Consider the following 20377-nt stretch of genomic DNA (forward strand, 5'->3'; position numbering starts at 1 on the left):
TTTTCTTCTGGTCGCGTCATGGTCAGGCAGCTTTGCCGATATCCATGGAGGCCGCGAGCTTCTGGCGGATGTAGTCACCGGCCAGTACGGGTTGATAGAGCGGCGGTGCATCGGCACTGCGGCAGGTGGGCAGGCAACGGACTTCGGTCGCGTCATTGGGGCCGGTGAAGGCGACCATCGACAGGCGCCGCGTCGAGCCACTGAGATGACGCGGCGGGTTGCTCACGCGATGCAGCGTCGAACGCCAGCGGTCATTGGTCCAGCGTGCCATGAGGTCGCCCGCATTGATGACGAAACTTCCGGGAATGGCGGGCACGTCGTGCCATGTGTCATTGCCGTTGTCATCCCTTCGGCATATCTGCAGGCCGCCTTGCGCTGGATCCTGGCGCAGGATGGTGAGGCCGCCGTAGTCATGGTGGGCGCCATAGCGCAGCTGCCCGGCTGCGGGCGGCTCGATCTGATCGGGATAGTTGACGAAGCGCAGCGTCAGCGAGGGCTCGGTGAAACTCGACTCGAAGTGATCCTCGGGCAGATCCAGCGCCAGCGCGGACATGCGCATCAGCTGGCCGCAAAGCGCGTGCATGGCGTCGAACCAGGCATTCACGCAAGGACTCAGCGCGGCCGGCTCCGTTGGCCAGATGTTGGCTTTGCCAAGCCCGGCGCGCTCGCGTTGCAGCGAGCCGAAGACCAGCGCTTCGCACAGGTCGGGAGGCGTTTCACCGGCAAGCGTGGCAGCCACGCTTTCGATGCCCAGCGGCAGGTAGCCGCGGCCCTTTGCAGCTTCCGGCGGCATGTGTGCGACCTTCTCGGCGAACGGTCGTGCGAAGAAGTTGCTGGCCTGCGCGTACATCTCCTGCGCCAGCGTCTCCGGCACGCCATGACCGACGATGGCCGCGAAGCCGACCTGCTCGAATGCGGCGCCGAACTGGCGCGCGATGTCAGCCTTGTCGGCCGCATTGCCGTGCAGGAAGCCCGTCATATCGATGACGGGCACTATCGTCTGCGTCGCCATCTCATTTCTCTCCGCTCTTGCCCGCGGCTGGCCCAGCGCTGACGAAATCAAGCGTGTAGGCGGCTTTGTAGTCGAGCTTGGCAGGGTAGACGCCTGCTGCGGCCATGGTGGTGAAGAACGCCTTCCAGCGCGCATCGCTCATCGCGCCAAGCCCGCCCTTCTTCGCATCGCCGCTGTCGATCAGGCCAAGCTCGCGCATCTGTTTCATCTTGAAGTGGTAGAGCGGCTCGCCGTGTTGTGGGTTGGCGACCAGCGTCGCTTTCAATGCGGGTGTGTAATCGCCCTGCACGCATTGCTCCCAGCCCTGACGGCTGGCGTCGATGAAGGCGGCGACAGCAGCCTTGCGTTTCTCCAGCGTGCTGTTCATGCCGAACACGGTGGTCGCGTAGTTCTGGTAACCGTAGTCAGCGAGCAGGATGGAGACGGGCGGCTTGGGCAGCTCCTTGCCGAGCAGCATCGCGTCTTCGGTGATGTAGCCCTGCTGCACGGCTTTCGGATTGTTGAGGAAGGGCGCAGCGGAGTAGGTGTAGGGCCGCAGCTGGCTGTCCGAGAAGCCGTGCTTCTGCTTGAGGAATTGCCAGAACTCCGCCTGCGAGAACTTCGCCACCATGATGGGGCGACCCTTGAGATCGGCCAGCGTCTTCACGCCCTGATCGGCATGCGCGACGAGTGTCTGCGGATCCTTCTGCAGATAGGCCGCAATGGTCTTCGCAGGGATCTTCTGATTGACCATGTTGAGCGTCGTGAAGCTCGAGCCCATGGCAAGGTCCAGCTCGCCCGAGGCAACGATCAGCGGGATATTGCGGTCTGGCCCGCCGGGGATGATGTCTACGTCGAGCCCGGCCTTGTCGTAGAGGCCCGTTGCCTTCGCCTGGTAGAAGCCGCACATCTCGGCCTGCGGCAGCCAGTTGAGACCGAAACGGATTTTCTCGGCCGCCTGTGCGGACAAGCTGGAGAGACCCACGAGTGCGGTGGCGATGAGGGTGAGCTTGTGCATGGTGAATCTCCGGTGAATTGAGAAAGAGGCGAACTGAGGCATGAAGTCATGAGCCACGATGAATCTCCTCTTCGCCGTGCGCGGTGAGCAGGTCCATCAGCTGTTTGCGGATCATCAGGCCGGGCTTGTCAGAGGGCATGTGGAATTCCACGCGGCGACGCGTATCGACGCAGGCATCCGCATCGGTCGCTTCAAGGATGTCGCGGTCCTCGGCCGTGATGGCCGCGTCCCAGTCGATCAGTGCCTGCGTGCTGACGGATTCTTCGCTGTCGTTGCGATACAGCCACTGCACGAGAATCATGTTCTCGTCATCGATCGGCGTGGCGCAGTTGTAGATGATGTGATCGATGCCACTGGCCGGGTACTTGCAGCCGAAGCGGCGGCAGAAGGGCAGGTAGTAGCGGTTGATCAGGTGACGCTCGGTGATCGGGTCGGTGGTGCCGGTGATGGCAAAGCTCGCTTCCGGATTGCGGATCGGCACGCGAGTTTCCGCTTCGAAACCATAGTCGGTGTCGCGGAACTCGTAAGGTGCTGGCGTCGGCTGATCGAGGATGCCGAAGTTGGCCTTGTGCACGAAGCTGAAGTGCGAGTTGTCGAAGGAGTTCTCCATCATGCGCAGCGGGCTGGTCTTCCATTGCTCGTAGAACTGGAAGATGCGGCGATGCTCGGGCGAACTGTCTTCGGGGAAGTGCGGAATGTCGCGCAACGGGTCTTCCAGCGCGACCCACACATAGCCGTATTTTTCCTGGCAGTGGAAGGCGTCGACTTTCGCGCCCGAGGGAATGGCCGTGCCGGGGCTCTGCGGAATCTTCACGCAGGCGCCACTGCAGTCGTAAGTCCAGCCGTGATAACCACAGACGATGTTGTCGCCCTCGACGAAGCCTTTCGACAACTGCGCCGTGCGATGGCAGCAACGGTCGCGCAGCGCGGCGGGCGTGCCGTCCGCTTTCTTCCAGAGAACGATCTTCTCACCGAGCAGGGTGAAGGGCTTGGGGCCGTCGTCGAGCGATGTCATCGGCATCAGTGCGTACCAGAAGCGACGCAGAACTTTCTGTTTCGTAACCAACATGTTTCTACTCCTCAATCTTTACTACGCCAGCCGGTGTGCCGATGTGGTCGCCTTCGCTGGTCTTTCCATTCTTTCGAGAGCTGCCCTCACCCGGCCTGACGGCCACCCTCTCCCCGGCGGGGGAGAGGGAACTGCCACGTGATGGTCGCTGCCGTTCCCTCGCCCGCTTGCGGGAGAGGGTGGCCGTCAGGCCGGGAGAGGGCAGGTGGTGACCTCACGAATCGGAATAATCGTCTTCGCTGCACGATGCACCTCCTGCTCCCCGTGTTGCTCAAGCAAAGCCAGCAACCGCTTCCGCATGATCAAGCCCGGCTGATCCGCCGCCATGTTCTGCTCGACCCGCCGCCCGAGATCCACCGGTGCATCGGCATCCACCGTTTCAAGAATTTCCTTGTCCTCTGCAATGACGCGCAGGTCCCATTCGTTCAGCTCGGCGGCCGGGCAATCCGCTTCCGTGTCGTTGCGGTACAGCCATTGCAGGATCTGTATGTTTTCGTCATCGATCGGCGTGGCGCAGGTGATGATCAGATGCTCGAGCCCGTTCGGATAGTTGAGGCCCAGGCGACGGTTGAAGGGCAGGTGCCACTGGTTACGGAAGTGGCGCCGCGTTGTCGGCTCGGTCGTACCGGTGATGCGATGCGAGGCCGGCGGGTTGTTGATGGTGAGCTTTGTCTCGGCTTCGAAGCCGTAGTCGGTTTCCGTGATGCCGAAGAACTCCGGCTTCTGCTGCGAGAACTGGCCGAAGGTGCCTTTGTGCACGAAGGCGAAATGCGCAGCGTCGAAGGAGTTTTCCATCAGGCGCAGCGCGCCCGTTTTCCAGCTCACATCGAACTGCTGGATGCAGCGATAACTGCCTTCAGCGTGTTCCGGAATGTCCATGATGGGCTTGAGCGGATCTTCGAGCGCAACCCACACGTAGCCGTATTTCTCCTGGCAGGGGAAGGCCGGGACTTTTGCGCCGGCGGGAATTGCCATCGCAGGCGCTTGCGGAATCTTCACGCAGCTGCCGCTGCAGTCGTATTGCCAACCGTGATAGCCGCAGACGATATGATCGCCCTCGACGAAGCCCTTCGAGAGCTTCGCCGTGCGGTGACAGCAACGGTCGCGCAATGCGGCGGGCGTGCCGTCGGATTTCTTCCAGAGGACGATCTTCTCGCCGAGTAGCGTGAAGGGCTGCGGGCCGGCGTCGAGCTTGCTGATCGGCATGATCGCGTACCAGAAACGACGCAGGACTTTCTGTTGTGTGACGAGCATGTGAGCTTCTCCATGCCTGGTGGCGATCTCTCCTCGCCTTCAGCCGGCGCGCCAAGATGGTCGCCTTCGCTGAGTTGCTGCTGTGCCATTTGCGGCGTGTGTCTATTGCGCGTTGTCATCGCCCCTCACCCGTCGCTGTCGCGACACCCTCTCCCGCAAGCGGTAGAGGGGACGGCAGACAGTGTCCGATGCATCAAGACCGGCCCCCTCGTTGCAGTCCCCTCTCCCAAGCATGGGAGAGGGTGGCCGTCAGGCCGGGTGAGGGCAGGGTTCAATCAAGGCATGATCTTCAGATCCTTCACGAACTGCGTCGTGTAAGCCTTCTTCCAGTCCGTATCCGCCTTCAGCAAGCCCGCACCCACCATGAACTTGTAGGTCGCTTCCCAGCGCGCATCGGTCATGATCCCCGCGCCGAGTTTTGCCGCATCGCCGCCGTCGAAGACCTTCAACTCCTTCATGCGCTTGATGCCATACGCAATCTGCTCGTCGTCCATCTTCGGGTTGTCTTTCTTGATCAGCTCGTTCGCGGCAGCAGGATCGGCGAGGTAGCTCTTCCAGCCCTCGATCGACGCCTTGACGAAGCGCGCGACGAGGTCAGGTTTCTCGGCGACGAGCTTCTGCGTGCTGACGATGGTGGTGCCATATGGCGGGTAGCCCTCATCGGCGAACAGGAAGAAGTTGGCCTTCACGTTGTTCTTCATCGCCTGGAAGGGCTCGGACGACGGGTAGGCCTGTTGCGACAGGGTCGGGTCGGCGAAGAAGGGTTGCAGGTTGAAGGTGTAGGTGCGGAACTGCGAATCGGTGAAACCGTACTTGGCCTTGATCCACGGAATCCAGCTGGTGTGCGCGGTGGTGCCGGCGAGGATGGTCTTGCCCTTGAGTTCGGCCAGGCTCTTCACGTCGTCGTGCGTCATGATGCCCTGCAGGTCTTTCTGGAAAGACGTGCCGACGGTGACGACGGGCAGCCCCTTCTCGATCGAGTTCAGTACCTGGAAGTCATAACCCATGATGAAGTCAGCCTGGCCCGCGGTAAGCAACTGCATGCCGTTGACCTGCGGTCCGCCCATTTTCACGGTGACGTCGAGGCCGTATTTCTTGTAGATGCCTTTCGCGACGGCCTGGTAGAAACCACCATGCTCGGCCTGCGCAAACCACGAAGTGAGGAAGGTGACCTTGTCGTCGGCATGGGCAGGCGTGGCAAGGGTGAGCGCGGCAATGGAAGCAAGCACGCTGCGAGAGAAGAATGATTTGAGACTGGATGTGTGAAGCATGCTGGTTCTCCGTTGAGAAGTTCGCACTTGAATTCAAGTGCGGGGAACCGGAACACGCTGGGGGCTGGCATCGTTCTGGATGAACGACTTCATGACGAAGTAGCAAGGATCCCCGTTGCGTTCCGTAACGAACACAAGCACCCGGTACCGGGTGCGCAGCAGTCGACAAGCGACTGCTACCGGAGCAATGACCTGCTGTGGAAGACCTCGTTGAAAACTGATGGCAACCGCAGCTGACAGCTTCTACTCCACCCTCCTTAAAGCAACCCCTGTGCCATTAAGGGAAAATTCCGCCGGCTTGTTGATGGAGATCAAGGAGTGGCAAGCATTTTCGTGGCAGCGAAATGTCAATTGAATGGCAATCCGCCGGCCATGCTGGCCTGAGCGGGCGCGTGTCGTGGTATCTGATGGGGCATGCACGCACCGCACTTGTGCCCGGGCCTCAGCGGCGGCGATCACTGCTCCGCTGCCGGCCGTTTCGGCAGGAGCTCCGACTGTGCTATCCCAGGATTCTCGACAAGTGCAGCGAGATCTGCGGCCAGAAGCTCACGACCAGCCACAGGAGTGCGATCACGAGAAAGGCCAGCAACTGGCTGAGTGCGCCCTTCGGGCTGAGTACGCCGATGTACTGTGAGCCAACGATGAACATGTTCTTGCGCGTGCGGTTCAGGTTCATGAAGCGGATCAGGTAGCGCTGTGCCAGCCACACCAGTTGGCCGCAGGCCATGGCCAGCAGCGAAATGCGGAAGATCGTCAGCAGGTCGACCTCGCCATGCAGGACCTTGCGGTATGCCAGCGACAGGATGCCGATCAGCAGCGCGGCGCCGACGGCCACCGTGGCATTCCTGACCGCCATTTTCTTCTGCTCGTCTGCCGCTTCGGAAAGCTGCGTGCGCACTTCGGCGACTTTCTCCGTCACCAGCGCGGCAAACTCAGTCTTGGCCTTTTCGACGCGCTCGTCGAGCACCGTGCCGAATTTCAGCGCCGCGTAGTCGATCAGGGATTCCACGTCGGCCTTGGTCAGCGAGCGCTGCTTGTTCAGCTCCTCGCCAATGGTGTCGATGTGGGTCTGGATCTGCGTGCTGGCTTTCTGGATGGAGCTGTCGACGGTCTCGCCGAACTGCGCGATCTCTTCCTTGAACCAGTTCGCCACGATGTTCTCCTTGAGGATCTTCCTGCCTTGCGTCGTCCAGGTCGGGATGCGCGGTGGATGGCGCCGCTGGCGCCCGACGAAGTCGAGACGATACACCGCGCGTGGCCGCGCCGGGTCTGGCACGGAGCCGCGCCCCGTCTGTCTCGCGGCGTGATGCTTGCCCTACAAGTTGACGCCCGTGTGCCGATAGAATCTGCACGCCCGTGTGCGCCTTGGCGCACGGGAAACGATCCCGCCGAATCCGCCGAGAGCCCCGACGATGCGCCGTTTCACCTGCCACTGGTTCCTGTATGGCCTGCTGGCCGTGTTCACCTGTCCCGCCAACGCCGCCGTTGGTGACCTGCTGGAGATGAGCGACAAGCTCGACCAGCTTGATCGCATGGACCTCGATGAGGCGATCGAGAAGGCCGATCGTTGCACGCGTGCGCGCAACTTCGATTGCAGCGAAGCCGAGCTGCGCAAGGCGCGCAAGTTTGCCAACAACGGCAAGGACAAGGCAGATGTCGAGCGCGCGGCCCTGGCGCTCGTCGCCGAGCGGAAACGCCTCAAGGCCGAAGAGGATGCACTCGCCGAGCAGGAGCGCCAGCTGGCGCTCGCCGAAGAGCGCTACCGCCGGCAGCAGGCCGACGCCGAGGCGCGCGCAGAAGAGCAGGCCAATCGCGACAATGCCTGGCAGGCCGCTTTCGGCGCCGTCAAGGCCGGGCTGGACACCTACGCCCAGCTGCGCAGCAACCAGCGCGCGCAGGAGCTGGCCGGTCAGCAACGCTTCAACCAGATGCAGCAGCAGTTCGCGGCCGACAACGCGCGGCAGCAACAGCGATTCGCCGAAGAGCGGGCGCGTATTGCCGCAGCCCGGCAGACCCTGCAACGACCGGTCGCGCAGGCGTCTGCCCAAGCGCCCGCACAAACACCGTCTGCGCAACGGGTTGCCACCGCCGGCAATTCGAATGGCATCTACACCACGGCGTCGGCCGCGGGTGTCAGCAATGATGAAGCCCTGCGCGCTGGCGCGAAGGCGGCCGGTATTCCGCTGGCCGCGCTGACGGACGATTCGCGCGGCAGTACGCAGCCCGCAGCAAGCCAGGCAGCGGCGAGTCAGGCCGCCGCAAGCCAGGCCGCCGCCCAGCGCGAAGCTGATGCGCGCAGGGAGCGCGAGCGTCTTGACAAGGAACGTGCAGAGCAGGCCCGTCTCGAAAAGGAACGCGTCGACAAGGAGCGGGCGGAGAAGGAACGCATTGCGCGCGAGAAAGAGGAAGAGCGCAAGAAAGCCCGCGAGGCCGAAAAGCTCGCTGCCGAGCAGGCGAAAGAGAACATGCCGGAAGCATTGGCATTTTGCTGGCAGAACGACAAGAAGACGTACTGGTGGTGCGATGGCCGCGTCGACGAGACCATCGTGGGAGAGAAGACGCGCGAGGAGCAGCTCAAGAGCGTGGGCTGCGAGAACGCCCGGCAACTGTCGGACGGGCTGATCACCCTGACACGCAAGCGCAATGGCAAGTCGCACACGGGCTTTGTCTTCGGCTGCGGATTCAAGTTGTCGGTCGGCGATACCGGTGGAATGACCTGGAACCGCGACATCCGCAAGATCTGGAACGGCATGCCTGCGTCGTGGTGAAGCCCGCTCGATGCGTCGGTGGAAGTTTCCTGTCCAACTGTTTTCTGGAGTACTCGTGATTCAGCGACTCTCTCGTGTCTGCCGCCCGCAGGGGCTGGTGTTCGGTCTGCTTTTCGGCGTCGTGCCGCTGGCCCACGCACAACAATCGCCCGGCACCGCCGCCATACGCTTTCTCTGCGATGGGGACAGTCTCGGTGCCGAGGTCAGCATCAACGGCAAGTTCCGTGGTGAATGTCCGTTCGACGCGACGGTGCCGGAAGGCGTCCTGAACATCCGTGCGGTCAAGGCATCAGGCGCCGATCGCGAGCGCGTGTTCGAACAGCAGACCCGCGTGGGTGAGGGAACGATCAAGCGACTTGAGATCGTGCTTGGCCTGCCGCAGCTGACGGCCGCGGCGAAAGTGCGCGAGACGCAGCGCCTGGAGGCTGAGCGCGTGGCGCGGGAGCAGGTCGAGCAGCGTGAGCGGGAACGCCTCGAGCAGGCACAACGCGCGAGGGCTGAGCGTGAACGCGAGCTACGCAAGCAGATGACAGCGCTGGAGACTGCGGCGGCCGCTGGCGACGTGGCCGCCATGCTCACCCTGGGCGGGCTCTTCGAGACGGGCGTCGACGGCAAGCCTGACATGAGCACCGCACGCAGTTGGTACGGCAGGGCGGCGGATGCCGGCAGTCGCCAGGCCGTCATCAAGCTCACACGCTTCGGCGTGCCGCTGGGGCGTGCGGACGCTGATGCCCTTGCGCAGATGCTGGCTTTGCCGACGGAGCCGGTCAGGAACGTAGCGATCCGCGGCAAGGATGCCGTGCGCGAGTTCGTGTTGCGCGATGCGTTCTTCGTGACGCCCGGCGGCAATCGCAAGTTCAGCTTCGATCTCGGCAGCGCGAACGAGATCAATCGCGGCACCTGCCGGCGCAATGACAATGGCCTGTTTGACGTCGAGTCGGAAAGCGGCGTACCCCAGATCGTCAACAGCGCATCGGGCACCTACCTGTTGGGAGGGCTGTTGAATCTGGAGTGGCGCCAGGGTGGTCTGTTCGGTCCGCGCAATTCACTCACGGTGGTGGAGTCGACCTGGGGTCAGCCTTTCCCGCTGCAGGCAGGCAAGCGCTTCGGCCTGAAGACGCGCGACGAGTCCTCCAAGCTCGAAGGCGACATGGGGACCCGGCTCGATTGCGGACTGTCTGCGAATGAGCCCGGCCCGCGGGGCGGTCGCACGATGATCTGCATGCGCGAGGTGGCTTTCAGCAACTTCACCCAGGTGATGGTGCTGCGTGCGGAGTGGGATGAACCGTCGGGCTGCCTGTCGCAGCGCGTCGTGGCGGGTGGCATGTTGCAACGATGAACGCTTGCCCGTCGGGCTGCGTCGTTTCCTGGATCCGAGGCTGGAGGTGGTGTGTGAGAGGGTGTGCAAGGGACGTGCGAGGGGTTTTGGTCCGGATGTTGGTGCTGGGCGCGGTGTGCGCGCCCGTCGTCGTGCCGATGGCAAATGCTCAGACGAAGAGTGTCGCCGAGAGCGCTGCGTTGCGTGTGCTCTGCGACGGCGAGGCCAAGGATGCAGAAGTCTTTGTTGACGCCCAGTTCAAAGGCGAATGCCCGGTGGATATCACATTGGCCGCAGGCAGCCACGCGATACGTGTCGTGAAGAAGATCGGTGACACGCGTGAGCGCGTCTTCGAACAGACGGTGCGCGTGGCGGGTGGCACGGCCAAGCGGATCGAAGTTGCGCTGGGGCCGGAGACCCTGACAGCGGGGGGCGAGCGTATCGAGGCGACACGTCGCCAGCAGGCCGCAGTGGAGGCTGAGCGGCAAGCGCAGGTGCGTCGTCGTGCCGCTGAAGAGCAGGCACGCGTGGACAATGCTGCTTATACGCAGAGCGTGGCGGCGCAGCGCCAGCGCGTCGACCCTGTCGTCGACGGCTTGCTCGCGGAGCTGCGCGCGCGGGGCGCTGCGCCGACGGCGGACTGCCCGGATTGTCCGCGTGGTGTACGCCCTGGCGCACGTGTCGACACGGATGTACCGCCCGCGCCCGACGCCGGCATGGCGGAATGGTTGCAAAAGGCTCGCACGGAAGTCGTAAGTTATGTGGGCGAGGAGGGCGCAAGTTTTCGCCCCCCTTCACAGGCGATCGCCATGCCCTGCGAAGGCGCCTTCGAGGCCATGCGCAAACTCGCCGGGCTGACCGACATGGGGGACATGTCTGCCTCAGACCGCAAGGCCATGCTGGCGCAGCCGGGCATGAGCGCGGATTACCTCAGCTACCTGCGCGACATTCGCATCTGGCCAGTGCAGGCGACTTGCAGCCAGGGCGTGCTGAACGGCCCACTCGAGCTATGGGGGTTTGGCAACAGCGTGTGGTCCAGCCAGGGCATGGTCAATGTCGGCCCGCGCCTGGTGCACGTGCGCGGCACGGTCGTGGGTGGCAAGCCGGCCGGGCCCTGGTACGTGGCCACGCGCACGGGCTCGTCGCTGACGCGTTATGCCGATGCGTCCACCGACGCCATGATGCGCAAAGGCATGCAGGGCGATCCGTCCGAGAGTTTCATGGTGATCTACAGCGAGGGCGACCAGATGCAGTCGCGCTCCGCATCCATCTCGGTCGCGCTGTTCGCCAATTCAGACGTGCAGAAATATTCCGGCGGGCTGAAAGCGAGCTTTACGCGCCCGACCTCGGCGAACACTGCCGAGTCGCTGGGCTACGACGGACTGCGACTGGCCAGCCGCACCCTGATGAAGGATGGCAAGCTGCATGGCCCCATGACGATCTATGGCTACACGCGGCCAGGCGGGTTCCTGCTGCCGGACACGAAGTACCCGACCTCGGTGACCTGCTTCCGCGATGGCAAGGCCGTCCAGCTTGACCCGTGCAGGATGGATTGAGCCTCACTCAGCACTGGAAGCGCGACACCACCACGTTGAGCTGGCTGGCAACGCGCTCCAGCTCCTGTGTGGCATGGGCTGTCTCGCTCATACCTTGCGAGGTGGTTTCCACCATGTGAGCGATCTGCTCGACCTGTTGGGCGAGGCTGGTGCTGGCCGTGCTTTGTTCGCGCGTGGAGTCGGCCACTTCGCTGACGAGATTGGTGGCGCGCGTCGCGCCATCGGTGATCAGGTCGAGCAGGCGCGCTGAGTCTTCAGCCGCGGCAACACTCGCGCCAACGCGATTGGATGCGGTTGTCATGGCCTCGACGGCACCGCCGGTCTCGGTCTGGATGGCACCCAGCATGGTTTCGATTTCCACCGTGGCGGTGGCGGTACGTTCCGCCAGCTTGCGCACCTCGTCGGCAACGACGGCAAAGCCGCGCCCGGTTTCGCCGGCACGTGCCGCCTCGATGGCTGCATTGAGCGCAAGCAGATTGGTCTGCGAAGCAATTTCCTTGATGGAGGCGGCAATGGTGCCGACGGCCGCAGCGCGCTTGCTGAGGCTCTCGATGCGCGTGTTGGCGTCTTCCACTGCGCCGGCCAGGTCGCGCATCTGCATGGTCGCGTTCTGCACCTGTTCCTTGCCTGCTTCCGCGTGTTCGGCGGCGCCGCGCGCATGCTGCTCGGTCTGGGCTGCGTGCTCGGAGATGTGGGAGATGCTGACGGTCAGCTCTTCCATGGCGGCGGCCATGGTCTGTGCTGAATCGGATTGCTGGTGCGCGCCTTCGGCAACTGTCGAAGACGTGACGCTGATTTCCTGCGAAGCGGTGGCAATGCGGTCGGCACCCGAAGTGATTTCCTGCACGATGCTGCGCAGCTTGCCGATCAATGCATTCAGTTCGGCCAGCACGCTGCCGGCAGCGGCGGAGGGCACGCTCATACGCAAGTCTCCCTCGGCGACCTGTTTCATGATGGCCACTGCATGACCGGGTTCGCCACCGATCTGCGCGATCACCGAGCGCCCGATCACCACGACGAGGCCGAATACGCCGAGGGTCAGTGCCGCGACGATGGCCAGGCTGGTCAGCAGCTCCTTGCGGAACGCTGCGGCGACGTCATCGACGTACATGCCGGTGCCGATGGCCCAGTCCCATTGGGGCACGAGTTCAGCATAGGAGGTCTTGTCTGCGGCGACTGTTCCGCCAAGGCGTACGAATTTGTAATGCACGAAATCGCCACCCTTCTTCGCCGCGTCTATCAGATGCGAGACATAGGGGACGCCGTCCGCGTCCTTGGCGTCCATCATCGGCTTGTTTTCTTTTTCCGGTGCGGAAGGCAGCAGCAGGCTGTTGCCCGCCGTGTCGAAGATGAAGATGTATTCCGTACCGGCGTAGCGCGCATTGCGAACGAGCTCGCGGGCTTGCGCCTGCGCTTCTTCGCGCGACAGCTTGCCTTCCTTCTCCAGCTTCTCGAAGTACGCCAGTTGCGAGCGTGTGCTCTGGACTACGGAACGCAACAAGGCCTCGCGCTCAGCGTAGGCGTGACTGCGCTGGCTGAAGGCGCCGATGGTACCGACGGCGAGCATGCCGACAAGTGCTGCTGCGGCGACGGCCAGCATCTTGGTCTTGAGAGGGAGATTGGCGAACATCGTTGCGTACCAGTGTTGGGGGTTACTGGCCTTAACGGCCGCTCGCGCGGGGAGTACATGGGTAGTTCTACCGTGGAGGCATGAGTAGTTGTACTCATGCCCGAGGGGTGTGCCGGCGAGGTCGCCTTACTTGAGAACCTCGAACAGGTTGTTGAAGTCGTCAGTCCATACGCCCAGCGCCGGCATGGGTTCGAGCGGGCTGCTCGCCTTGCGGATGGCGTCTTGTGCCAGCACGGCCGGGTTGCGTGCCACCAGGATCCAGTCCGTGTTGCGCAGGGCCGGGTTGTCGTTCTCGTCGTGGATGAAGGCAGTGTGCAGGCCCTTGGCCGCGGCGATGTTGGCGACGACGGGCGCGAGGCGCAGGAAGCGGTTGGTGATGTGGAAGGCGATGATGCCGTCCGGCTTCATGTGGCGCAGGTAGGCATCCATTGCCTGTGTGGTGATCAGGTGCACCGGGATTGAGTCGCCGGAGAAGGCATCGACGGCGAGCACGTCGAAGTTCTGCGGCGCCTCGCGTTCGAGCGACAGGCGCGCATCACCGAGCACGGTCGCAATGGTGGCCTTGCTGTCCGCCATGAAGCTGAACTCGTTCTGTGCGAGCTCGATGACTTCCGGGTTGATCTCGTACATGCGGTAGTTGTCACCGGGCTGGCCGTACACCGCCAGCGTGCCGGCACCGAGGCCGATCACGCCGACCTTCTTGTTGAGTGCAGGTGTGTTGGCGATGGCCAGGCCGACGCCGGCGCTGGCGCCGTAGTAGGCGGTCGCTTCACGGCGGCGCGCAGGCGCGAGGAACTGCTCGCCGTGCTTGACCGAGCCATGGTAGAGCTGGCGCACGTCGTCGTTGGCGTCATCACGATGCGTGTCCAGCGTGATCAGCGTGCCGTAGAAATTGCGTTCGATGCGGCGGCTGCCGGCGAAGTCGTCGTGGATCTGTACGTAAAGGAAATACGCGCAGCACGCGGCCAGTGCGCTCGCGGCAAGCTGCAGCGAGCGGTGCCTGCGCAGGATCGAGACGGCCAGCAGCGCAGTGATGACGAGGCCGATGCCGAGCTCGTAGTAGGCGGGCAGCACGCGCGGCGCGATCAGGCCGACGACGATGCCGCCGAGTGCGCCGCCGAGCGACACCATCAGGTAGAAGCGCGTGAGATGGCGCGGGCCGGGGCGCAGGCGCGCCAGCTCGCCGTGCAGGAACATGCAGATCACGAAAACGCCAGCGGCATACAACGGGATGGCTGTCCAGATATTGAAACCGAGGCTGGCCTGCAGGCCGTAGGCGCACAGGCCGAGCACGGTGGCCGTGACCGGCAGGAACAGCTTGCGGCGATACCAGCGGTCGCTCTCGAAACACAGCACGAAGGTCAGCAGGTAGAGCGTCAGCGGTAGCAGCCACAGGAAGGGGATGGCGGCGACGTTCTGCGTGATGTGGTTGGTGATCGCGACGAGCAACCATGAGCCCATGGCCGCCGGTGTGAGCCATAGCAGGTAGTCGCGCAGGGTCGGGTCCCAGTCGCCTTCGGGCGTGTGTTGTCGCGCATGCGCTTCGGGCGGCAGTGCATGCGCATGGCGCACGAAGTAGATCGCGGAGGCGGCGCACAGGATCGCGAACGCTGCGTAGGCCGCCGACCAGCCCCAGGCTTGGCCGACGATGGCGGCGTGGCGCTCGATGAGGAAGGGGTAGCAGATCAGCGCGATCAGCGACGCGAGATTGGAGAGCGAGAAATAGCGGTAGACGTGGCTGCCGATCAATGTGCGCGAGACCCAGGACTGGATCAGCGGGCCGGTGGTGGAGAGCAGGAAATAGGGCAGGCCGATGGTGCCGAGCAACAGGCGGATGATGAGGAGGGAGGGGTCTTCGTCGCCGGAGGGTTTCCAGTGCGGGTCGGCGATGATGGGCAGGCAGGAGAGGCTGATGGCAAGCAGGGCGATATGCAGGATCGCCTGGCGTCGTGGCGTGAGATGGTGGGTGACCCAGTCCGAGTAGGCATAGCCAGCCAGCAGCACGACCTGGAAAAACACCATGCAGATCGCCCACACGGCAGCCGAGCCGCCAAACCACGGCAGGATCTGCTTGGCGATGATGGGTTGCACGAGGAAGAGTGCGAAGGCACTGATGAAGATCGTGCCCGCAAAGACGATGCGGGAGGCGAGGCGCGAAGCGGCGTGCGAGGTAACCTCAAACTCGGCAGCTCTCATGGATGCATGTTTCCTGTGCAGAGGCCTGTTCAGGTTCATCCGCCGGATGAGTCTGGACTGACCATGGGCCCTGGGGAAAATCTTCACCTGCGGGTTCGATTGTCGCCGACATTCGTGACACGTGTGCATGGTCTCTGCATATGTGCGGGATGTGCCGAACCATATCCGCTGGCGCAGGAGCCGTTTGCATGCATGACTTTGCTGAGGGAGGGCTGTTCGCCGGTCTTAGAATCGTGCCGTCCGGGCTGTTCTATGTGCATCGCCCGTCATGCCCGAGTGAGCCCCCGCTGCGTGTGTGCATCACAAATCTGTCATGTAGGCGCCTCAAACTGGCGGATTGAGCAAGCCACAAACGAGGGAGCACGTTTTAGCCATGGAACACAATCAATCACGCCGCCACGCCCTGAAACTCATCGGCAGTGCGCCCTTGCTGCCACTCGCCAGCGGCCTGAGCGCGTCCGTGCTGTCTGCCTGCGCCAGCATGGGCAGCCGCCCGGCCGCGCGCGCCGTCAGCTTTACCTCGATGGCAGCACCCAGCCTGAACAACCCGGCCGAGATGGCGACGACCCTGGTCAAGTCCGGTCTCGTCGTGGACTACGTCGATGGTACGCAACAGACCTACGCGTTGAAGTACCAGCCTTTCTTCATGACTGGCGACATGGTGCCGGACGGCAAGGGCGGCAGCATCCTCGCGGGCGGCTACTACGACATCAACAACAAGCCCATCATCGACAAGTCGGTCGCGGGGAAAGAGCGCCATTTCTATTCCGACGGTCCTGACGGCACATCGCTGCTGACGCTGGCGGATGCGAATGTGCCGGGCATCAAGGGCAAGGCCGTGTTCGCTGCCGTGCAGTTCGAGTACACGACGCGTGACCAGGGCGGCAACAACACCTATGGCGTGCTGCCCTCGCCGATCGCCATTCTCACCCTGGACCAGGACCAGACCACCGGTGCGCTGACGCTGGTGAAGTATCACAACGTCGACATGTCCAGCGCGCACGGCCTGTGGATCACCTGTGGCGCCAGCCTGTCGCCGTGGAACACGCACCTGTCGAGCGAAGAGTACGAGCCGGACGCGCAGTTCATCGCCGACAACAAGGTGTTCAAGGCCTATAGCAAGAACCTGTACGGCGACGAGACCAAGGCCAATCCGTACCACTACGGCCACCTGCCTGAAATCACCATCAAGCCGGACGGCACTGGCAGCGTGAAGAAGCACTACTGCCTTGGCCGCATCTCGCACGAACTCATCCAGGTGATGCCGGACAACCGCACCGTGCTGATGGGGGATGACTTCACTAACGGCGGCCTGTACATGTTCGTCGCCGACAAGGAGAAAGACCTGTCGGCCGGCTCCCTGTACGTTGCCAAGGTCGGTGCCGGTTTCTCGCTGGACCCGAACGCAGCGGGCGCAAGCCTCACCTGGGTCAATCTCGGCCACGCCACCAGCGCCGAGATCGAAGCCCTTGCCAATACGCTCAAGCCGGCCGACATCATGACGGCGTCGAAGACCGACCCGAACGACGCGAGCTATACCAAGGTCTTCGTCGATGGCGTGGCGAACTGGGTCAAGCTCAAGCCGGGCATGGAGAAGGCGGCAGCTTTCCTCGAGACACACCGCTATTCCAATCTCGTGGGTGCCAGCATGGGCTTCACCAAGCTCGAAGGCACGACAGTCAACGCCAAAGACAAGATCGCCTACTCGGCGCTGCAGAATATCCAGGCGTCCATGGTCAAGGGCAATGCCGCCTGGCGTGAGTCGGTCGGCATTACGGTCGACAAGGCAGTCATCGCTGGCGGCGTGTTTGCACACAACCTCGCCGGCGGTCAGAGCGATGTCGGTGGCAAGCAGATCAACAGCGAGTGGGTGCCGGTGCGCACGCGTGCGTTGTTGATGGGGGAAGACATCCCCTCTGACGCGCTGGGTAATCTCGCCAACCCCGACAAGATCGCCAACCCGGACAACCTCAAGTTCTCCGAGAAGCTGCGCACCCTGTTCATCGGCGAAGACAGCAGCACCCACGTCAATAACTTCCTGTGGGCCTACAACGTCGACACGAAGAAGCTGTCGCGCATCGCCTCGATGCCGGTCGGTGCCGAATCGACCGGTCTGCATGCAGTCGATGAGATCCATGGCTGGACCTACATCATGAGCAACTTCCAGCACGCCGGCGACTGGATCCCCGCGCTGCACGGCAAGGTGCAGGCGACCGTCGAGCCACTGGTGCGTGCCAACTACAAGGATCGCTTCGGTGCGGCAGTGGGTTATCTGACAGGCGTGCCCGTGCTGTCATAAGGCCCGCCGGACGAGGACCAGCCAGGGGCAGCGCCGCAAGGTGCTGCCCTTTTTTCATTCACGGCAGCCTTGTTGATGGAGGCTGCCGTGCGGTGCGTTGGCTCCCGTCCGTCCGCTGAAATAATGACATGGTCAAATCCGACTACAATGAACCGGACGCCACATCATGCGGAGCTGACGAATGAAAGCCGGAAGTGTCTTGCAACATGTTCGTGCTTGCTTGCCCTGGGCTACCGGCGCCGTGCTCGGCATGGCCGCCATGCCGGCGCAGGCCATCGTCTCCAGTCAGAATCCAGCGAGCTGGCTCGGCGGTGGCATCGACTACCTCGATGGCGTGGGCCAGCTCATCGTGTCGCGTAGCGACGGCAATTTCGGTTGCAGCGGCAGCCTGATCGCGGGCGGGCAGTATGTGCTCACTGCCGCACATTGCCTGAGCGGCGATAGCGGCACCTTGACGACTTCCAGCGTCGCCCTGTCTTTCAAGGGCGGCAGCGTGACCGCCAGCGCAACCGAGTTCTATACCCACGGCGGATGGACAGGCGACACCTCCGCCGGCAATGACATCGCGCTGATCAAACTGGCCAGCGCCATTACATCGATTGACGGGTACCAGTTCGCGTCTGGCAATGTGCAGGGTGCGAGCGTGATCATCGCGGGCTATGGCTTCGTCGGTACGGGCGCGAGTGGCTTCAATGCCAATACCTTCGGCACGCTTCGCTACGGATACAACGAGTACGACGCGAGCAGCCTGTACTACACCCAGCATGCCTACTCGAGCAGCGTCTACCTCTACGACTTTGACAGCCCCGCCGGCAGCAGCAGTATCTTTGGCTCGGCCGGCCTGGGGGCCAGCGAAGCGACCATCGCTCCCGGCGATTCCGGTGGCGCCACGCTGGTGAATGTGGGCGGGGAATGGCTGCTCGCCGGGGTTCACTCTTTCGCGAGCTGCCCATCGGGTTACTGCCCGGTTGATGGCCGATTCGGAGATATCGCGGGCGATACCTCCGTGTTCGCGCAGTCAGCCTGGCTGCAAAGCTATCTTCCAGCGGCGGTTCCGGAAGCGCCGTCATGGGCGATGCTGATGGCGGGCGCCGGCCTGCTGGGGGGCATTGCCCGGCGCCGCAATCGCACTTCCGCTCGGCCGTAGTATCTGCGTAAGCCCGGCTGCCTAGATTCGGCATGGCATGGATTGTCGGGCCTGGCTGCCCGGCGTAGCCAGGCTGAAGAACGCCGGGGCCCGATACGGGTTTGCCGGCCAGATCCGGCCCGATTCATGCATGCCCGTTGCATCACTTCAGCATCGGCATTCGCCGAGGCAAGCCTGACGTCGCAAGAAAGGAGCACTCCATGATCTACGGTCTGACCCAGCTTGGTTTTGTTCACACCCTCATCAGCCTCGTCGCGGTGTTCGCGGGCATCTTTGCGCTCGTGCGCGACAAGGAGATCTCTCCCGCCAATACCGTCGGCAAGCTGTATGTGTGGACTACGGTGCTGACGTGCCTCACGGGCTTCGGCATCTTCCAGCACGGCGGCTTCGGCAAGCCACACGCGCTGGGCGTGCTCACCTTGCTGGTGCTGGCGGGTGTTTATGTTGCGAACAACACAGCCTTGCTCGGTCGGTGGTCGCGTTATGCAGCAGTCGTGGGCATGTCGCTGACCTTCATGTTCCACTGGATTCCCGCGATTACCGAGACCACGACGCGGCTACCTCTGGGCGCTCCCCTGTTGCCCAACGCCGAGGCGCCCGAACTGCAGGTGGTTGCTGGCGTTCTGGGGCTGTTGTTCCTGATCGGGGCTGGTCTGCAGGTGCGGCGCATTCGTGCAGGGGCGGGCGCTGCAGCGAGCACGACGCCAGTAGGTACTGCCTTGTCCTGATCGTCGGTTGCGAGGTCCCGGCGCTCCTCGCGGTGGCGCGTCGGGCTTTACGCGCTTTTACCGGGCTTTACCCCGCGCGGGTTTCGCTCGGCCGCGCCCTGGTCGATAAATGAGTATGCCTGCCGCACACGGCACCATTCATATCGTCAAGGACCTCAACCATGGTTTCCGCCATTTCCTCCGCCAGCAGCGTCACTGCCGTGACCGCGAGCAGTTCGAATAACGTCACGACGCTGGAGCGGCAGCTCGCGTCATTGCAGAAGCAACTGACCGAAGCGCAGAAGGATACGACCAGCGCGGACAGCGCAGCCAAGGCGCAGCAGCTGCAACAGCAGATCGCCGCGCTGGAGCAGAAGATCGCGCAAGCGAAGGCGCAGGAGCAATCGACGACGAGCAGCCAGGATGCTCAAGGTGCGCAGGCCGCAACCGGGCGTTCGTCGAGCGCGACGCTGGGCAACAACGTGGACGAATTCGCGTAGGTCGGAAAAGCGGAGCGCCTTCCGGCATTTCACATCATCGATAGGTGGTGGGCCTGATTCAGGGCCCGATGTCGGAAGGCGCTCTGCCTTTCCGGCCTGCGAGAACCTATAGCGCCGGAATGATCGCCACCGGCGCCAGCTCGATCTCGTCGCAGTTATTGCCGGGCCCGCTGCGGTCGATGACGAGGAAGTCGCTGACTTCGTCGAGCGCCATCAAGGGGTGGTGCCACACGCCTTTGGCATAGTTGACGCCCTGTGCCGCCGTTGCAAGGAAGCAGCGCAGATGGCCTGCCGTCGGCGGCTCGCCGGGCCGTGCGACGACCACCAGGTACGGACGCCCTGACAGCGGCACGAAGGCCTGCGAGCCTTTGGGGTGACGCTCCATCATCGGCACGATGAAGGGCAGCGCGCGCGGCAGGCCGCGGAAGATGCTCACGATGACGCGACCGTCCTCCCCCGCGTCGAGATTCGCGAGGTCGTGGTAGCGCTCCGTATTGCCCGCGTTGATCGGGAAATGCTTCACCGCATCGCTGGCCTCGATGACGTCGCCAAAAGGCGCGAAGGCTTCGTGCGTGAGGGGTTCGATTTTCAGGTGGAGTGCGTCGGTCATCGTTGATTGGTCACGCCTTCAAATTCTGTCATTCCCGCGAAGG

At 63.3% G+C, this 20377-nt stretch carries 16 protein-coding genes; 7 read left to right on the forward strand and 9 right to left on the reverse strand.

The genetic code is table 11. The features are described 5' to 3' along the window. Positions 1-22: 22 nt before the first annotated feature. From VVD49_RS08385 to VVD49_RS08410, 6 genes are all read right to left on the reverse strand, one after another. Entirely contained in the window at positions 23-1012 is a 990-nt protein-coding gene (locus VVD49_RS08385; protein WP_327598686.1) for an isopenicillin N synthase family dioxygenase, read from the reverse strand. A 1-nt stretch (position 1013) separates the two neighbouring features. Next, positions 1014-2009 carry an ABC transporter substrate-binding protein gene (locus VVD49_RS08390; protein WP_327598687.1) on the reverse strand — a complete coding sequence of 332 codons (996 nt, stop codon included), beginning with the start codon at positions 2007-2009 and terminating at the stop codon, positions 1014-1016. A gap of 46 nt (positions 2010-2055) precedes the next feature. Then, positions 2056-3078 carry an aromatic ring-hydroxylating dioxygenase subunit alpha gene (locus VVD49_RS08395; RefSeq protein ID WP_327598688.1) on the reverse strand — a complete coding sequence of 341 codons (1023 nt, stop codon included), beginning with the start codon at positions 3076-3078 and terminating at the stop codon, positions 2056-2058. A 186-nt stretch (positions 3079-3264) separates the two neighbouring features. Beyond that, on the reverse strand, positions 3265-4332 hold the full coding sequence (locus VVD49_RS08400) for an aromatic ring-hydroxylating dioxygenase subunit alpha (RefSeq protein WP_327598689.1): 1068 nt from the start codon (positions 4330-4332) through the stop codon (positions 3265-3267). A 275-nt stretch (positions 4333-4607) separates the two neighbouring features. Continuing rightward, positions 4608-5603 (reverse strand): ABC transporter substrate-binding protein, encoded by a 996-nt coding sequence (locus VVD49_RS08405; protein WP_327598690.1) that lies wholly within the window; start codon positions 5601-5603, stop codon positions 4608-4610. 499 nt (positions 5604-6102) lie between these two features. After that, positions 6103-6879: a hypothetical protein gene (locus VVD49_RS08410; RefSeq protein WP_327598691.1), complete on the reverse strand. Its 777-nt coding sequence runs from the start codon at positions 6877-6879 to the stop codon at positions 6103-6105. Between the two features lie 136 nt (positions 6880-7015). Here VVD49_RS08410 and VVD49_RS08415 point away from each other — a divergent pair, with 136 nt between their 5' ends. The 3 genes from VVD49_RS08415 to VVD49_RS08425 all read left to right on the forward strand — a co-directional run bounded on the left by VVD49_RS08415 (position 7016) and on the right by VVD49_RS08425 (position 11245). Then, a complete protein-coding gene (locus VVD49_RS08415) occupies positions 7016-8371 on the forward strand; it encodes a hypothetical protein (protein ID WP_327598692.1) in 1356 nt (451 codons plus the stop codon). Between the two features lie 55 nt (positions 8372-8426). Beyond that, a complete protein-coding gene (locus VVD49_RS08420; protein WP_327598693.1) occupies positions 8427-9710 on the forward strand; it encodes a hypothetical protein in 1284 nt (427 codons plus the stop codon). A 95-nt stretch (positions 9711-9805) separates the two neighbouring features. Further along, entirely contained in the window at positions 9806-11245 is a 1440-nt protein-coding gene (locus VVD49_RS08425; RefSeq protein ID WP_327598694.1) for a hypothetical protein, read from the forward strand. Positions 11246-11252: 7 nt separating this feature from the next. Here the strand turns inward: VVD49_RS08425 and VVD49_RS08430 are convergent, their stop codons facing one another. Together VVD49_RS08430 and VVD49_RS08435 are read right to left on the reverse strand one after the other, a co-directional pair. Further along, positions 11253-12875 carry a methyl-accepting chemotaxis protein gene (locus VVD49_RS08430; RefSeq protein WP_327598695.1) on the reverse strand — a complete coding sequence of 541 codons (1623 nt, stop codon included), beginning with the start codon at positions 12873-12875 and terminating at the stop codon, positions 11253-11255. 126 nt (positions 12876-13001) lie between these two features. Continuing rightward, positions 13002-15071 carry a spermidine synthase gene (locus tag VVD49_RS08435; protein WP_327598696.1) on the reverse strand — a complete coding sequence of 690 codons (2070 nt, stop codon included), beginning with the start codon at positions 15069-15071 and terminating at the stop codon, positions 13002-13004. 373 nt (positions 15072-15444) lie between these two features. Between VVD49_RS08435 and VVD49_RS08440 the strand changes: the two genes are divergently transcribed. From VVD49_RS08440 to VVD49_RS08455, 4 genes are all read left to right on the forward strand, one after another. Then, positions 15445-17370 (forward strand): PhoX family protein, encoded by a 1926-nt coding sequence (locus VVD49_RS08440; RefSeq protein WP_327598697.1) that lies wholly within the window; start codon positions 15445-15447, stop codon positions 17368-17370. Between the two features lie 181 nt (positions 17371-17551). Next, on the forward strand, positions 17552-18517 hold the full coding sequence (locus tag VVD49_RS08445) for a trypsin-like serine protease (RefSeq protein WP_327598698.1): 966 nt from the start codon (positions 17552-17554) through the stop codon (positions 18515-18517). A 200-nt stretch (positions 18518-18717) separates the two neighbouring features. Next, positions 18718-19245: a hypothetical protein gene (locus VVD49_RS08450; RefSeq protein ID WP_327598699.1), complete on the forward strand. Its 528-nt coding sequence runs from the start codon at positions 18718-18720 to the stop codon at positions 19243-19245. A gap of 161 nt (positions 19246-19406) precedes the next feature. Next, on the forward strand, positions 19407-19724 hold the full coding sequence (locus tag VVD49_RS08455) for a FlxA-like family protein (RefSeq protein ID WP_327598700.1): 318 nt from the start codon (positions 19407-19409) through the stop codon (positions 19722-19724). 106 nt (positions 19725-19830) lie between these two features. On the opposite strand, the gene VVD49_RS08460 is transcribed toward VVD49_RS08455, so the two are convergent. Next, complete coding sequence (locus tag VVD49_RS08460) at positions 19831-20334, reverse strand: ureidoglycolate lyase (protein WP_327598701.1); 504 nt, start codon at positions 20332-20334, stop codon at positions 19831-19833. Positions 20335-20377 lie beyond the last annotated feature (43 nt).

This window comes from Uliginosibacterium silvisoli (genome assembly GCF_036017035.1).
GTDB classification, from domain to species: domain Bacteria; phylum Pseudomonadota; class Gammaproteobacteria; order Burkholderiales; family Rhodocyclaceae; genus Viridibacterium; species Viridibacterium silvisoli.

Excerpts from the sequence above, each read along its gene's own strand:
- VVD49_RS08385 (WP_327598686.1), bottom strand. The coding sequence starts at position 1,012 with ATGGCGACGCAGACGATAGTGCCCGTCATCGATATGACGGGCTTCCTG.
- VVD49_RS08390 (WP_327598687.1), bottom strand. The coding sequence starts at position 2,009 with ATGCACAAGCTCACCCTCATCGCCACCGCACTCGTGGGTCTCTCCAGC.
- VVD49_RS08395 (WP_327598688.1), bottom strand. The coding sequence starts at position 3,078 with ATGTTGGTTACGAAACAGAAAGTTCTGCGTCGCTTCTGGTACGCACTG.
- VVD49_RS08400 (WP_327598689.1), bottom strand. The coding sequence starts at position 4,332 with ATGCTCGTCACACAACAGAAAGTCCTGCGTCGTTTCTGGTACGCGATC.
- VVD49_RS08405 (WP_327598690.1), bottom strand. The coding sequence starts at position 5,603 with ATGCTTCACACATCCAGTCTCAAATCATTCTTCTCTCGCAGCGTGCTT.
- VVD49_RS08415 (WP_327598692.1), top strand. The coding sequence starts at position 7,016 with ATGCGCCGTTTCACCTGCCACTGGTTCCTGTATGGCCTGCTGGCCGTG.
- VVD49_RS08425 (WP_327598694.1), top strand. The coding sequence starts at position 9,806 with ATGTTGGTGCTGGGCGCGGTGTGCGCGCCCGTCGTCGTGCCGATGGCA.
- VVD49_RS08430 (WP_327598695.1), bottom strand. The coding sequence starts at position 12,875 with ATGTTCGCCAATCTCCCTCTCAAGACCAAGATGCTGGCCGTCGCCGCA.
- VVD49_RS08435 (WP_327598696.1), bottom strand. The coding sequence starts at position 15,071 with ATGAGAGCTGCCGAGTTTGAGGTTACCTCGCACGCCGCTTCGCGCCTC.
- VVD49_RS08440 (WP_327598697.1), top strand. The coding sequence starts at position 15,445 with ATGGAACACAATCAATCACGCCGCCACGCCCTGAAACTCATCGGCAGT.
- VVD49_RS08445 (WP_327598698.1), top strand. The coding sequence starts at position 17,552 with ATGAAAGCCGGAAGTGTCTTGCAACATGTTCGTGCTTGCTTGCCCTGG.
- VVD49_RS08450 (WP_327598699.1), top strand. The coding sequence starts at position 18,718 with ATGATCTACGGTCTGACCCAGCTTGGTTTTGTTCACACCCTCATCAGC.
- VVD49_RS08455 (WP_327598700.1), top strand. The coding sequence starts at position 19,407 with ATGGTTTCCGCCATTTCCTCCGCCAGCAGCGTCACTGCCGTGACCGCG.
- VVD49_RS08460 (WP_327598701.1), bottom strand. The coding sequence starts at position 20,334 with ATGACCGACGCACTCCACCTGAAAATCGAACCCCTCACGCACGAAGCC.